This window comes from Kocuria kalidii (assembly GCF_044462225.1).
Classification (GTDB): domain Bacteria; phylum Actinomycetota; class Actinomycetes; order Actinomycetales; family Micrococcaceae; genus Kocuria; species Kocuria kalidii.
Genome location: NZ_JBISWJ010000063.1, coordinates 14045 through 28429 on the forward strand (window position 1 = coordinate 14045; position 14385 = coordinate 28429).

Genomic DNA, 14385 nt, shown 5'->3' on the forward strand with positions numbered 1-14385 from the left:
CTCCTCGCCTACGGTGACCCAAGTACCTGAGACGAGGAGTATCGCGTGACCCTGCCCTACCCGCATCTGCTGGCTCCCCTGGAGCTGGGCTTCACGACGCTGCCCAACCGGGTGCTCATGGGTTCGATGCACACCGGCCTCGAGGAGCTGCCAGGGGGGTTCGAACGCCTCGCGGAGTTCTACGCGGAGCGGGTGCGGGGCGGTGTGGGGCTCATCGTGACGGGCGGCATCGGCCCCAGTCCCGAGGGCGCCACGCACGCCGGCGGTGCCGTGCTCAACACCCCGGAGGAGGCGGCCCGGCACCGCACGGTCACCGACGCCGTGCACGCCGAGGGCGGACGGATCGCCCTGCAGATCCTGCACACCGGCCGCTACGCCATGACGCCCGACGCCGTGGCCCCGAGCCCGCTGCGCGCCCCCATCAGCCCGGTGGTCCCGCACGAGCTCACCGCGGAGGAGGTCGAGCGGACCATCGAGGACTTCGCCCGCACCGCCGCGCTCGCCCGGGAGGCCGGCTACGACGGCGTGGAGGTGATGGGCTCCGAGGGCTACCTCATCAACGAGTTCGTCGCCGCGGAGACCAACCACCGCACCGACCGGTGGGGCGGGTCCTACGAGAACCGGATGCGCCTGCCCGTGGAGATCGTCCGCCGCGTCCGCGAGCGCACCGGCCCGGACTTCATCCTGGTCTACCGGCTCTCCATGCTGGACCTGGTCCCGGGCGGCTCCTCGCTCGAGGAGGTCGTGGCGCTGGCCCGGGCGGTCGAGGCCGCCGGCGCCACCCTGCTCAACACCGGCATCGGCTGGCACGAGGCGCGCATCCCCACGATCGCCACGGTCGTCCCGCGCGGGGGCTTCTCGTGGGTGACCCGCCGGCTGAAGGGCGAGGTGGGCATCCCGCTGGTCGCCGTCAACCGCATCAACACCCCGGAGACCGCGGAGCGGATCCTGGCCGACGGGGACGCCGACATGGTGTCGCTGGCCCGGCCCCTGCTCGCGGACCCGGCCTTCGTGGACAAGGCGGCACGCGGCCGGGCGGACGCGATCAACACGTGCATCGCGTGCAACCAGGCGTGCCTCGACCACACCTTCGCCGGCAGGGTCGCGTCCTGCCTGGTGAATCCCCGGGCCGGGCACGAGACCCTGCTGCGGCTGGGCCCCACCCGCCGGGCGGAGCGCATCGGCGTGGTCGGCGCGGGCCCCGCCGGGCTGGCCTGCGCCGTGAGCGCCGCGGAGGCCGGGCACGCCGTCACCCTCTTCGAGGCGGAGGACCGGATCGGCGGGCAGTTCCTGATGGCCCTGCGCATCCCCGGCAAGGAGGAGTACGCGGAGACCCTGCGCTACTACGGGGTGCGGCTCGCCGAGCTGGGCGTGGACGTGCGGCTCGGGACACCGGCCGGACCCGCGCACCTGTGCGGCTTCGACCGTCTCGTGCTGGCCACCGGGGTCGAGCCGCGGGTGCCGGCGATCGAGGGGGTGGAGCACCCCTCGGTCGTGGGCTACCGGGACGTCCTGCAGCACGGAGCGCCCGTGGGCCGGCGGGTCGCGGTGCTCGGCGCCGGCGGGATCGGCTTCGACGTCGCCGAGTTCCTGCTGCACCCCGCGGGCGCGGACTTCTACCGGGCGTGGGGCGTCGACACGACGCTGTCCACGCGGGGCGGGCTCGTCCCGCCCCGGCCCGGGCGGCCCGCGCGCGAGGTGACGCTGCTGCAGCGCTCCCCCGGCAAGCCGGGGGCGGGCCTGGGCCGTACGACCGGCTGGATCCACCGGGCCTCGCTCCGGGCCGGGGGCGTCCGCACCCTGACCGGGGTGACGTACCGGCGGATCGACGACGACGGCCTGCACCTCACCGTGCCGGGCCCGGACGGCACGGAACCGGTCGAGCAGGTGCTGGCCGTCGACACCGTGGTGCTGTGCACCGGCCAGGAGCCGCTGCGGACGCTGCGCGACGAGCTGGCCCGTGCCGGGCACGACCCGGGCGCCGTCCCGGTGCACCTCGTCGGCGGGGCCGACGTGGCGGCCGAGCTGGACGCCAAGCGGGCGATCCGGCAGGCCACGGAGCTCGTCGCGTCCATCGGCTGAGCCCCCGCTCGTGTCCCCGGGTGCCACCATGGGGGCAGTCCCGCAGGAAGGAATCCCATGCAGCTCGACCTCCAGCTCGTCAACGCCACGGTCCTGACCATGGATCCGGCCCGCCCCCTCGCGTCGAGCGTCGGCGTGCACGGCGGGCGGATCGTGGTCCTCGACGACCCGGACGTCCCGGCGGCCGAGACCGTGGACCTGGGCGGGGCCACCGTGCTGCCCGGCTTCGTGGACGCGCACTGCCACACCACGTGGTTCGGGCTGGGCCTGGCGGAGGTGGACCTCTCCGGCGTCACGTCCCTGGACGAGTTCTACGCGGCCCTGGAACGCGGCATGGCCGCGAAGCCCCGGGACGAGGAGTGGCTCATGGCCACCGGCTTCTACCCGGCCACCGTGGGCGGGGCGCTGCCCGACATCGACGTCCTCGACCGCATCACGGGCCGCACCCCGCTGTTCGTCCGGTTCACGTCCGGCCATGCGGCGGCGGTGAACTCCGAGGCGCTGCGCCGGGCCGAGATCTTCACCCCCGGGACCCCGGACCCGGTGGGCGGACGGGTCGTGCGGGACGACACCGGACGCGCCACGGGCCTGGTCGAGGAGACCGCGCAGGCGGTGGTGCAGGAGCTGTTCCGCCCGTATCCGATGGCCAAGATCGTGGCGGCCCTCGACCGCGCGACCGCCCGCTACGCCGCGGAGGGCATCACCACGTTCGCCGAGGCCGGGGTGGGGGGCGGATGGATCGGGCACAACCCCTCCGAGCTGCAGGCCTACCAGCAGGCCCGGGAGGCCGGCGCCCTGCACGCCCGGGCCCAGGTGATGCCCGTGCTGGACGTGCTGCACGGGATCGGCGGGCTCGGGGACGGCTCCGAGCGGGGGCTCGACCTCGGGCTGCGCACCGGTTTCGGCGACGACGAGCTGAGCCTCGGTCCGGTCAAGGTGTTCGTCGACGGGTCGCTGCTGGGGGAGACCGCCGCGGTGACCGAGGTCTTCTGCGGCGGGGGGCACTCCACGGGCTACTTCCAGGAGAACCCCGAGCAGATGGCCGAGGCGATCCGCAACGCCTACCGCGCGGGCTGGTCCGTGGCCGCCCACGCCATCGGGGACCGGGCCATCGACTTCGCGATCGACGTGATCACCCGGTGCCAGGACGAGCACGGGCGCCACCGTGCCCCCAACCGGATCGAGCACGCGAGCATCACCCGCCCCGACCAGCTCCCGCGGCTCGCGGCGGCGGGGATCTGCGTGACCCCGCAGATCGGCTTCCTGCGCCCCATGGCCGCCCAGTTCCGCCGGCTCCTGGGTCCGGAGCGCACGGACTGGACCTACCGGGGCCGCAGCTTCCTGGACGCCGGGGTGCGGATCGCGGGCAGCTCCGACCGACCGGTCGCCGACGGCGACGTGCTGCGGTCGGTCCAGGCCTGGACCGACCGTCTGGACGGGGACGGGCGGCGGTTCGGCCCCGCCGGTGAGCGGCTCGACGTGGTGGAGGCCCTCGCCGCCTACACGTCCGAGGCCGCCAAGGCCCTGGGGATGTTCGACCGGATCGGCTCGCTCACCCCCGGCAAGCTCGCGGACCTGGTCGTGCTCGACGACAACCCCGTGGATGTGCACCGGAGGGGCGGGTCCGTGGAGCACATCGGTGTCCGGGCCACCTACCGGGGCGGCCGGCCCACGCACCTCGCCGGCTGAGGGGACGGCGGCTCAGCCCTCGACGAGGATCCCGTCCTCGTCGGCCCACACCGTCCGGCCCGGGCGGAAGGTCACGCCCTCGATGACGACCGGCACGTCCTGCTCGCCGATCCCGTCCTTGGCGGACTTGCGCGGGTTGGAGCCCAGGGCCTTGACGCCCAGGGGCAGCCCGGCCAGGGCGACCCGGTCCCGCACGGGGCCGTTGACGATGACCCCGGCCCACCCGTTGCGCACCGCGGACTCCGCGATCATGTCCCCCATGAGGGCGGTGCCCATGGAGCCGTGGCCGTCGACCACCAGGACCGCGCCCTCGCCCGGGGAGTTGAGCACGGCCTTCACCAGGCCGTTGTCCTGGAAGCAGCGGACCGTGCGCACCGGACCGGTGAACGCGGCCGTCCCGCCCAGGTCGAGGAACTGGCGCGGGCAGGACATCAGCTGCTCGCCGCGCTCGTCGTAGAGGTCGGCGGTGCTGAACGGGCGCGGATCGGTCATGGGCTGCTCCTCGGCTTCCGGTGGCTGTTCCGGGACCAGCCTAGCCACCGGCGCCGCGGCCCTCGGTGCCCGAGTGCTCCGGGGCCGGCCGCGGCGCGCGCTCCGCCGGGGCGCCGACGGTCGTGCCCAGCGGGATCTCGTCGATGAGCAGGGACAGCACGAGGCACCCCGCCGCGACCGGCAGTCCCCACAGGAAGATGGGGGGCAGCGACTGCGCGAAGGCCTGCGCCACGGCGTCCTGCACCGGGACCGGCAGGGTCGCGAGCACCTGGGGGCTCAGGGCGTCGACGTCGAGGGAGGGCACGGCACGGTCCGCGAGCGCGTCGTCGAGCCGGGCGACGAAGACCGAGCCGAAGACGGCGATCCCGAAGGACGCGCCGATCTGCCGGAAGAAGTTCGACGACGACGTCGCGGCCCCCACCTCCGAGGGCGGCACCGCGTTCTGCACGATGAGGACGAGGTTCTGCAGCAGGCAGCCGATGCCGAGCCCGGTGACGGCCATCCCCGCGGCCGTCAGGACGTACGGGGTGGTCCGGTCGATCAGCGACAGCAGCACCAGTCCGGCGGCCATCACCACGGAGCCCAGCACGGGCCAGTGTTTGTAGCGACCGGTGCGCGCGATGCGCCGGCCCGTGCCGATCGTGCCGACGAGCATCCCGACGGTCACGGGGATCATCATCAGACCGGCCCGGGTGGCCGACACGCCGTCGACCATCTGCAGGTACGTGGGCAGGTAGGTGATCGTCGCGAACATGATCACGCCCATGCCCACGGCCGCCGCGGTGGGCACGACGAAGTTGCGCACCCGGAACAGGTGCAGGGGGACGATCGGCTCCGGGGCGCGGCGCTCGACCAGCACGAACAGCACGCCGAGCACCAGGACCGCCCCGGAGAGACCGAGGATGCGCGGGCTCGACCACGCGTACGCGGTGCCGGCCCACGTGGTGAGGAGCACGAAGGCCACACTGCCCAGCGCCAGGAGCGCCGCGCCCAGCACGTCGAGCCGCACCCGCCCCCGGGGGACGTGCGGCAGGTGCAGGAAGCGGGGGATGAACACGAGCGTCACCAGGCCCAGGGGCAGGTTGATGTAGAAGACCCACCGCCAGCTCACGAGGTCCGTGAGGAACCCGCCCAGCAGCGGCCCGCTCACCGAGGCGAGGCCGAAGGCGGCCCCGATCACACCCATGTACTTCCCGCGCTCGCGCGGGGAGACCAGGTCCGCGATGATCGCCTGCGCCCCGATCAGCAGGCCGCCGCCGCCCAGCCCCTGCAGGGCGCGGAAGACGATGAGCTGGGTCATGTCCTGGGCGGCGCCCGAGAGCACCGACCCCAGCAGGAAGACCACGACGGCCACGAGGAAGATCCGCTTGCGCCCGTAGAGGTCGCCCAGCTTCCCGTAGACCGGGAGGCCCACGGTGGCGGCGAGCACGTACGCCGCCACCACCCAGGAGATCCGGTCGAGCCCGTCGAGGTCGCCCACGATCGAGGGCAGCGCGGTGGCCACGATCGTCTGGTCGAGGGCGGCCAGCAGCACCGCCATCAGCAGGCCCAGGAACGTCAGCAGCAGCTGGCGACGCCCGGTGCGCCCGGCGTCCGGGACCACCGGGTCAGCGGTCGATCTTCAGCACGGAGCCGTCCTGGACGTTGACGTACACGTCCGCCGAGTTGCCGTCCGGCTCGTCGATCTCGACCTCCCACACGGTCGTGCCGTCCTCCGTCTCGAGCTGCGCCTCGTCGACCGTGCCGTTGGCCGTCTGCAGCGCCGTGTCCAGCGCGTCCTCGAGGGGGACCCGGACCAGGGCGAGCCGCTCCCGGTCGTCGCCGTCGAGGCCGCCCTCCTCCTCCTGGCTGATCACGTCGTTCCCGTCCTGCGAGACGTACAGCTCGTGCTCGCGGTCGTCGGAGGCGACGCTGACCTCCCAGCTGGCCGGGCTGTCCTCCCGGCCGATCTCGAAGGCCTGGGCGTCGCCGCCCACCGCGTCCTCGGCCGCGCCGATCGCGGAGGCCACGACGGCGGCCTCACCGCCGGACCCGCCGGTGGCGTCCGCACCGGGGCTCTCCGAGGGCGCGCCGGTGCCCGAGGGCGAGGGAGAGCCGGAGTCGTCGGCGGTGGGGCTCGCGTCGTCGTCCGGCGTCCCGGTGTCCTCCGCCGGAGCGGCGGTCTCCACGGGGAGGGGGGCTCCGTCCTCGTCGCCGTCGCCGCACCCGGCGAGGAACAGGAGGGACAGGGCGAGCGCACCCGCGAGCGGGCCCTTCTTGTCAGTGTGCTTCATGCTGTGGATTCTTCTCCCCGGCGGGGCCCGTGGCAAGGACGTCGCCGGGGCGCGGACCCGCCCGGCGCGCACCCCCCACCCGCCTCACAGGCGTCGCGTCTACTATCCTGGAGAACGCCTGACCCGGGACCGGGTGCATGCGCACCGTGATCGACGCCAGGAAGGAGGCGGTATGGGTTTCCTCGAGAACCTCGAGAAGAACATCGAGAAGGCCGTCCGCGCCGCCTTCTCCACCGGCTCCCGGAAGCGGGTGGAGGCGGTCGAGATCGCCAGCGCCCTGCGGCGGGAGCTCGACCAGGAGGCGTTCACGATCTCCGCCGGCCGCACCATGGCCCCCAACGTCTTCGTCGTGGAGTTCTCGGACGACGACTTCCCCCGCGCCCAGGACTGGGGCACGCCGCTCGCGGAGGAGCTGTGCGACGTCGTCATCAAGCACGCGCGCAGCCAGGCCTACACCCTGCAGGGAGCGGTCAAGGTGTCGTTCACCCGCAACCCGGAGGTGGAGGCCGGCGAGTTCCGCGTCCACTCCTCGGCGCAGCGCACCGCGGAGTCGCCCAACACCCCCTCGACCCCGAGCGGGCAGCGGATCGCCCGCGGCCACCGCCGCGAGGAGGACGACCCCGTCCGGACCGCGCCCGTCCAGCACTGGATCCCGGTGCTCGACGTCGAGGGCGACCGGTTCTCCATCAATGCGGACTCGATCGTCCTGGGCCGTTCCGCCGAGGCGGACATCACGGTGGAGGACACCGGCGTGTCCCGCAAGCACCTCGAGATCCGGCGGCAGGGCGAGCACTTCGTGGCCGTGGACCTCGGCTCGACCAACGGTTCCTACGTGGACGGGGAGCGGGTGATCGGCCGCACCGAGCTGGTCAACGGCTCCGTGATCACCATGGGACGGACCAGGATCACGTTCCGCCTCCTGACCCCGAAGGGGAGCCGCTGAATGTCCGAGCTCACCGTCACCCTGCTCCGATTCGGCTTCCTGGCCCTCCTCTGGATCTTCATCCTCAGCATCGTCGCGAGCCAGGGGCGCGACATGGCGGTCGGGGGGAGGCTCCCGGCCGTGCTCACGCGCTCCCGCCCCGACCGGCGCGCCGCGGCGGACGACCCGGTGCCGCCCGCCGCGGGTCCCGCCACCGGGCAGCGCTCCCGCCCCGGGACGCTGGCCGTCCTGGACGGGCCCCTCCGCGGCCGGACCTACTCCCTGGGCGACGCCCCCGTGCTGCTGGGCCGCTCCCCCGAGGTGACCGTGCCCCTCGGCGACGACTACGCCTCGGGCCGGCACGCCCGGCTGTTCCCGCAGGGGTCCCGCTGGTTCCTCGAGGACCTCGGCTCCACCAACGGCACCTTCGTGGGCCAGCAGCGCCTCTCCAGGGCCGTGCCGCTCGAGCCCGGGACCCCGTTCCGGGTGGGCAAGACCGTCCTGGAACTGAGGGCCTGACGCATGGCGATCGCCTTCCGCTACGCCGCACGCTCCGACGTGGGCAGGGTCCGGTCGAAGAACGACGACTCCGCCTACGCGGGCCGCCACCTCGCCGTGGTCGCCGACGGCATGGGCGGGCACGTGGGCGGGGACGTCGCGTCGGCCTCCGCGGTCATGGACCTCACGGGCCTCGACCGGCCCGACCACCACGGCGACGGGGCGACCGTGCTCACGGACGAGATCCAGAACGCCAACCAGAACCTCGCCCGGCTGGTCCTGGGCAATGCCCGCCTCGGCGGGATGGGCACCACCGTCACGGCCCTGCTGGCCGACCAGGACGAGCTCGTCGTGGCCCACATCGGCGACTCCCGCGCCTACCGGCTCCGGGGCGACGAGTTCCGCCAGGTCACCAAGGACCACACCTTCGTCCAGCGGCTCATCGACGAGGGCCGCCTGCGCCCCGACGAGGCCGAGTCCCACCCGCACAAGAACGTGCTGATGCGCGTGCTCGGGGACGTCGACGCGTCCCCCGAGATCGACGTGGAGACCGTCCGCCCCGAGAGCGGCGAGCGCTGGCTGCTGTGCTCGGACGGCCTCAACGCCGTGGTCCGGCCGGAGACCATCGAGTCCGTGCTCGGCTCCACCGACGACCTCAACCAGATCGTGGACACGCTCGTGGAGCTGACCCTCGACCGCGGAGCCCCGGACAACGTGACCGTGGTGGTCGTCCAGGTCTTCGAGACCGACGAGACCGCGCCCGTGCCGCTCGTCGGCGAGACGCGCGGTGCGCTCCCGGACGCCTCGCGCACCTCCGACGAGATCACCGCGGACACCGGAACGCAGACCCCGGCCGAGGACGCGTCCGAGTCCTCGGCGGCCGCGCTGCGCCGCGGCCTCGCCGCCCGCCCCCACCTGCTCGTGGGCGCGGCCGCCAACGCCACCCAGACCGGGCGCATCCCCACCGTCAGCGACAGCGTCCTCGAGCGCCGCGCGACCCTCCTGCAGACGTCGGCCCCCGACACGCTGGCGGATCCGCAGGAGGTCGAGTCGGCGCTGCACCGCGCGGACGCCGCCGCCCCGTCCCCGCGCCGGCGCCGGCACAGGCGTGCCGTGACGGTGCTCGCCCTCGCCACGGCCGGGCTGCTCCTCGTCGCCGGCGGATGGCTGACCGGCGGCTGGATCAGCTCGCAGTACTACGTCGGCGAGCAGCAGGGCAGCGTGGCGATCTACAACGGTGTCTCCCAGTCGCTCGGTCCCGTGAGCCTGAGCGACCTCGAGCGCACCACCGACCTGCGGATCGACGACCTCCCGGGCTTCGCCCAGGAGCGGGTGCGCAGCGCCATCCCGGCGGACAGCCTCGAGGAGGCGGAGCGCATCGTGCGCGAGCTGCGCGAGTCCGTCCCGGAGGAGACCGACGGCACCGCGCCGCGCCCCACCGGCACCGTCCTGCGGGCCACGGACCCACCCGCGGCCCCGCCCGCCGCCGGCACCGGTGAGGACCGATGAGCGCCCCCGCCGGGGCCTCCGCCCAGGAGCAGACCGGACCCCGCCAGAAGCCGCGGCGGCTCGCCGAGCTGCTCCTGCTCGTCCTGGCCGTGGGCATCGGCGTGGGCGCGAACATCCTCGTGGACCCCGACCAGCTCGGCTCCGGGGACCCGCACATCCTTCTCTCGGGACTGGTCCTGGGCATCGGCGCCCTGCTGCTGCACGTGGTGGTGCGGCTGCGGGCCAAGTACGCGGACCCCTACGTCCTGCCGATCGTGGTGGCGCTCAACGGCCTGGGCATCGCCATGATCCACCGGATCGACCTCACCACGGACCAGTCGGCCGCGGGCGCCCAGGTGGTGTGGACGGCCTTCGCGATGACCGCCGCCGGCCTGGTGCTCTGGTTCCTCAAGGACCACCGGGTGCTGCGGCGGATCACCTACATCTGCCTCCTGCTCAGCGGGCTGCTGCTGGTCCTCCCCCTCCTGCCCGGTCTCGGTCTGGAACTCAACGGCGCCCGGATCTGGGTCTCGGTGGGCGGCCGCACGTTCCAGCCCGGCGAGGTCGCCAAGATCACGCTGGCCGTCTTCTTCGCGGGCTACCTCTCGACCAACCGGGACCTCATCCTCCTGGCCGGCAAGAAGGTCGGCCCCGTGCGCCTGCCGCGGTTCCGGGACATGGCCCCCATGTTCGCCGCCTGGATCATCGCGATCGGCGTGCTCGTGTTCCAGCGGGACCTCGGTTCCGCCATCCTGTTCTTCGGCCTGTTCCTGGCCATGATCTACCTGGCCACGACCCGGCTGAGCTGGATCGTCATCGGCCTCCTGCTCGTGGCCGTGGGCGGCTTCCTGGCCAGCCAGGTCTTCGGCCACGTCGCCGCGCGGCTGGACTCCTGGCTCAACGCGTTCGACCCCGAGGTGTACAACCGGGCCCCGGGCGGCTCCGGGCAGATCGTCCAGGGCCTCTTCGGGCTCTCCTCGGGCGGGCTCTTCGGACAGGGACTGGGACAGGGCCGGCCCGACCTCGTGTCCTACGCCAACTCGGACATGATCATCACCGCGTTCGGCGAGGAGCTGGGGCTGATCGGGCTCAGCGCCGTGCTGGTGCTGTTCTTCCTCTTCGTCACCCGGGGCTTCCGGGCCGCCCTGGGCACCCGCGACGCCTTCGGCAAGCTGCTGGCCGCGGGGCTCTCCGCGGTCATGGTCCTGCAGCTGTTCGTGGTGGTGGGCGGGGTCACCCGCCTCATCCCCCTCACCGGGCTCACCACCCCGTTCATGTCCGCCGGCGGGTCCTCGCTGCTGTCCAACTGGATCATCGCGGCGATCATCCTGGCGATCTCCCACACGGCCCGCCGGCCCGTGGTCACCGGTCCGGCCACCGAGGCCGACCTCGCCGAGGTCGCCGCCCACGAGGCCGCGCTGCGCGAGGCGGCCCGGCAGGACGAGCAGGAGCGCGCCGAGCGCCGCCGCGACCGCCGCAACGGGGAGCAGACGGACGGGTCGCCGGCGGACGAGGACGCTCCCGGCGCCGAGCAGCCCGCCACGCCGGCGGAGACCACCCGCGGAACCGCGCCGTCCCCCGACACCGCAGCCACCGAGCCGATCGCGGCCGCGGGCCCGGGCGGGCACCGGGACGCCGGGGACGAGGACGAGGACCATCTCGGCGGCACGCCCACCGAGGCGATGTCCCGCCTCACCGACCATGACCGCAGGGACCCCGGAGGGTCCCGGAGCACCGAGCGCGGAGGAGCATCGTGAACCGGGCGATCCGACACACCTGGGTGGCCGGCGTGGCGATCTTCACCGTGCTGCTCCTCGCGCTGACCTACGTGCAGTTCTTCGCGGCGGGCGCGCTCGAGGCCCACCCCTGGAACAACCGCAGCCTGTACGACCAGTTCGGCGCCGACCGCGGGGCGATCCTGGTGGACGGCGACCCGAAGGCCTCCTCCGTGCCCTCGGAGGACGACTTCGAGTTCCAGCGCGTCTATGCGGATCCGCTGGCGTACGGTCACCTGACGGGCTACTTCTCCCTGGTCTACGGCGCCACGGGACTCGAGGCAGCCCTCGGCGACGAGCTCTCCGGCGCCTCCGACGAGCAGTTCTACGACCGGGTGGTCTCGATGTTCTCCGGGAACCAGCCCACGGGCGCCTCGGTCGAGCTCACGATCGACCCCGTGCTGCAGCAGACCGCCGCCGAGGTGCTGCAGGGGCGGAAGGGGTCCGTGGTGGCCCTCGACCCGGAGACGGGCGCGATCCTCGCCATGGTCTCGAGCCCCGGCTACGACCCCAACGAGCTGGCCTCGCACGACTCGGGCTCCGTGATCGCCGCCGCGGAGCGGCTCAACGCGGACCCCGAGGAGCCCCTCGTCAACCGGGCCGTCGCCGGCGACCTCTACGCCCCCGCCTCGACGTTCAAGATCATCGACACCGTGGCCGCCCTGGAGTCCGGGGACTACACCACGGAGACCCTGATCCCGAACCCCCAGGAGCTGCCCCTGCCCGGCACCGACGTGACCCTGCCCAACTACGTGGGCGGCACGTGCACCGCCCGCACGCAGGCGGACCTGGAGTTCGCCCTCGAGCAGTCCTGCAACACGCCGTTCGCCTCGATCGCCCTGGACCTCGGGGAGGACGCGATCCGGGAGACCGCCCGGAACTTCGGCTACGGGGAGCCCCTCTCGGTGCCGCTGCAGGTGACCCCCTCCGTCTTCCCCGAGGAGCTCAACGAGGCGCAGCTCGCGCTGTCCTCGATCGGCCAGTACGACGTGCGGACCACGCCGCTGCAGGTGGCCATGACGAGCGCCACGATCGCCAACGACGGCGTGATGATGAAGCCGCAGCTCGTGGAGACCGTGCGCTCCGCCGACCTGTCCGTGATCGAGGAGTTCACCCCGGAGCAGCTGCGCCGCTCCACGAGCGCGGACGTCGCCAACACCGTCACGGAGCTCATGGTCGAGGTCGTCGACGACGGCATCGCGGGCGGCGCGGCCCTGCCCGGCGTCGAGGTGGCCGGCAAGACGGGCACCGCCGAGATCGGCTCGGACGAGGGCCTCAACGACGCCTGGTTCACGGGCTTCGCCCCGGCCGACGACCCCCAGGTGGCCCTCGCCGTCGTCTTCGAGGACGTGGACGTGGCGACGGGCGCCTCCCTGACCAGTCCGAGTGCCAAGCGACTCTTCGAGGCGGTGTTGAACAAGTGAGACCATCGTCGAGCACCGTCCTGGGCGGGCGCTACGCACTGACCGATCGGATCGCGATCGGCGGCATGGGTGAGGTGTGGAAGGCCAAGGACCGGGTCCTGGGCCGCATCGTGGCCGTGAAGATCCTCAAGGAGGAGTACACGGGGGACCCGAACTTCCTGCAGCGCTTCCGCGCGGAGGCCCGGCACACCGCTCTCCTGAACCACCCCGGCGTCGCGAACGTCTTCGACTACGGCGAGGAGGAGGGCTCCGCCTTCCTGGTCATGGAGCTGGTCCCCGGCGAGCCGCTGTCCAACATCATCGAGCGGCGCAAGACCCTCGGACCGGACACGGTGCTCAACTACATCGGGCAGACGGCCCGGGCCCTGGCGGCCGCGCACGCCCAGGGCCTCGTGCACCGGGACGTGAAGCCCGGCAACCTCATCATCACCCCGGACAACCGGGTGAAGGTCACGGACTTCGGGATCGCCCGCCTGGCGGACCAGGTGCCCCTCACGGCCACCGGGCAGGTCATGGGCACCGCCCAGTACCTCGCCCCGGAGCAGGCCACGGGCCAGACCGCCACGGGGTCCTCGGACATCTACTCGCTGGGCATCATCGGCTACGAGTGCCTGGCCGGGCGGCGCCCGTTCACCGGGGAGTCGCAGATCGCGATCGCCCTCGCGCAGGTCAACGACCCCCCGCCGCCGCTGTCCGACGCCGTGCCCGAGACCGTGCGGGCGCTCCTGATGTCGATGCTCGCGAAGGACCCGCGGGACCGCCCGGCCACGGCCGGCGCCCTGGGCACCGCCGTGGACGCCATCCGCCGCGGTGACGAGGACGCCGCGGTCGCCGCGGTCCCCGGCATGCGGCCCTTCCTCGACCTGCCCGACGACGACGCCACCCAGGCGTTCGAGCCGGTGCGCGACGAGCCGACCCAGGTGCTGGACCGCGACAGCAGGTCCGCGGCGGCGGCCGCGGGCGCGGCGGCCGGACCGCCGCGCCCGATCACCGCCGAGCTGACCGTCGTCGACGCCCCCCGCCGCCCCGAGGAGGACGCCGGGAGCTACGGCGCCGGCCCGGCCCGGCCCGCGCAGCGCCCCGAGACCCGCTCGGTGTGGTCCTGGCTGCTGCCGGTGCTCCTGGTGCTGCTCGTCCTGGGGGGCCTGCTGTGGTTCTTCCTCCTCCGCGATCCCGTGCCCGTGAGCCAGGAGCCGTCGCCGACCGGCACCGTGTCCACCTCGCCGCTGTCCGTGGCCCCGGCCGATCCGGCGGCGGAGGACCCCGGCGCGGACGCGGTGGAGGTCCTCGCCGCCCGGTACGAGGGCCGGCCCGTGGACGACGTGGTGCAGGAGCTCTCGGACCTCGGCTTCCCCGTGGAGCGCGTGGGCCGCACGGCGGACGACGAGGAGAACACCGTCCTGTCCCTGAACCCGGTGGGCCAGGTGTCGCGGAGCACGACCATCACGGTCGAGTACTCGACGGGCCCGGACACCGTCGAGCTGCCCACGGGGATGGTGGGCCGGCCGGCGCAGCCCCTGATCGACGAGATCACCGCCCTCGGCGTCAACATCACCCTCCGGGAGGAGGCCACCGCGGACGCGGAGCCGGACACGGTGCTGCGGACCCAGCCGCTGGGCGGGTCCACCGTCCGCCCCGGCGACACCGTCGAGATGTGGGTCGCCGTCGCGCCGGGGGCCACCCCCACCACCGGATCCCCCGCGTCCACGGCGTCTCCGGCCGGATCCGACCAGGAGGGCTGA

Annotated in this window: 11 protein-coding genes; 8 read left to right on the forward strand and 3 right to left on the reverse strand. The window is 73.6% G+C overall.

All coding sequences use genetic code 11. The annotated features are described in order from the left end of the window. Positions 1 to 45 precede the first annotated feature (45 nt). Together ACH9D3_RS08815 and ACH9D3_RS08820 are read left to right on the forward strand one after the other, a co-directional pair. Positions 46 to 2082: an oxidoreductase gene (locus tag ACH9D3_RS08815; protein WP_396410641.1), complete on the forward strand. Its 2037-nt coding sequence runs from the start codon at positions 46 to 48 to the stop codon at positions 2080 to 2082. A 57-nt stretch (positions 2083 to 2139) separates the two neighbouring features. After that, on the forward strand, positions 2140 to 3771 hold the full coding sequence (locus ACH9D3_RS08820) for an amidohydrolase family protein (RefSeq protein WP_396410642.1): 1632 nt from the start codon (positions 2140 to 2142) through the stop codon (positions 3769 to 3771). Between the two features lie 12 nt (positions 3772 to 3783). Here ACH9D3_RS08820 and rraA read toward each other — a convergent pair whose 3' ends face one another. The 3 genes from rraA to ACH9D3_RS08835 are packed head-to-tail and all read right to left on the reverse strand — an operon-like array spanning position 3784 to position 6536. Continuing rightward, a complete protein-coding gene (rraA, locus tag ACH9D3_RS08825; protein ID WP_396399685.1) occupies positions 3784 to 4263 on the reverse strand; it encodes a ribonuclease E activity regulator RraA in 480 nt (159 codons plus the stop codon). 40 nt (positions 4264 to 4303) lie between these two features. Beyond that, a complete protein-coding gene (locus tag ACH9D3_RS08830) occupies positions 4304 to 5866 on the reverse strand; it encodes a DHA2 family efflux MFS transporter permease subunit (RefSeq protein ID WP_396410643.1) in 1563 nt (520 codons plus the stop codon). A gap of 4 nt (positions 5867 to 5870) precedes the next feature. Then, complete coding sequence (locus ACH9D3_RS08835) at positions 5871 to 6536, reverse strand: PepSY domain-containing protein (RefSeq protein ID WP_396410644.1); 666 nt, start codon at positions 6534 to 6536, stop codon at positions 5871 to 5873. 172 nt (positions 6537 to 6708) lie between these two features. On the opposite strand from ACH9D3_RS08835, the gene ACH9D3_RS08840 reads away from it, so the two are divergent. Genes ACH9D3_RS08840 through ACH9D3_RS08865 form a run of 6 tightly spaced genes read left to right on the forward strand, consistent with a single transcriptional unit; the run spans position 6709 to position 14385 of the window. Then, positions 6709 to 7479, forward strand: a complete 771-nt coding sequence (locus ACH9D3_RS08840; protein WP_396410645.1) for an FhaA domain-containing protein — start codon at positions 6709 to 6711, stop codon at positions 7477 to 7479. Continuing rightward, complete coding sequence (locus tag ACH9D3_RS08845; protein WP_396410646.1) at positions 7480 to 7977, forward strand: FHA domain-containing protein FhaB/FipA; 498 nt, start codon at positions 7480 to 7482, stop codon at positions 7975 to 7977. It abuts the gene before it with no gap. Positions 7978 to 7980: 3 nt separating this feature from the next. Further along, positions 7981 to 9465 carry a protein phosphatase 2C domain-containing protein gene (locus ACH9D3_RS08850; RefSeq protein ID WP_396410647.1) on the forward strand — a complete coding sequence of 495 codons (1485 nt, stop codon included), beginning with the start codon at positions 7981 to 7983 and terminating at the stop codon, positions 9463 to 9465. Continuing rightward, positions 9462 to 11201, forward strand: coding sequence for an FtsW/RodA/SpoVE family cell cycle protein (locus ACH9D3_RS08855; RefSeq protein WP_396410648.1), 1740 nt, complete (start codon positions 9462 to 9464; stop codon positions 11199 to 11201). The genes ACH9D3_RS08850 and ACH9D3_RS08855 overlap by 4 nt, the downstream gene beginning before the upstream one ends. Beyond that, positions 11198 to 12643, forward strand: a complete 1446-nt coding sequence (locus ACH9D3_RS08860; RefSeq protein WP_396410649.1) for a penicillin-binding transpeptidase domain-containing protein — start codon at positions 11198 to 11200, stop codon at positions 12641 to 12643. The genes ACH9D3_RS08855 and ACH9D3_RS08860 overlap by 4 nt, the downstream gene beginning before the upstream one ends. Continuing rightward, the gene (locus tag ACH9D3_RS08865; protein ID WP_396410650.1) at positions 12640 to 14385 is read left to right on the forward strand and encodes a protein kinase domain-containing protein; all 1746 of its coding nucleotides are present in this window, start codon (positions 12640 to 12642) and stop codon (positions 14383 to 14385) included. Before ACH9D3_RS08860 ends, ACH9D3_RS08865 begins: the two co-directional genes overlap by 4 nt.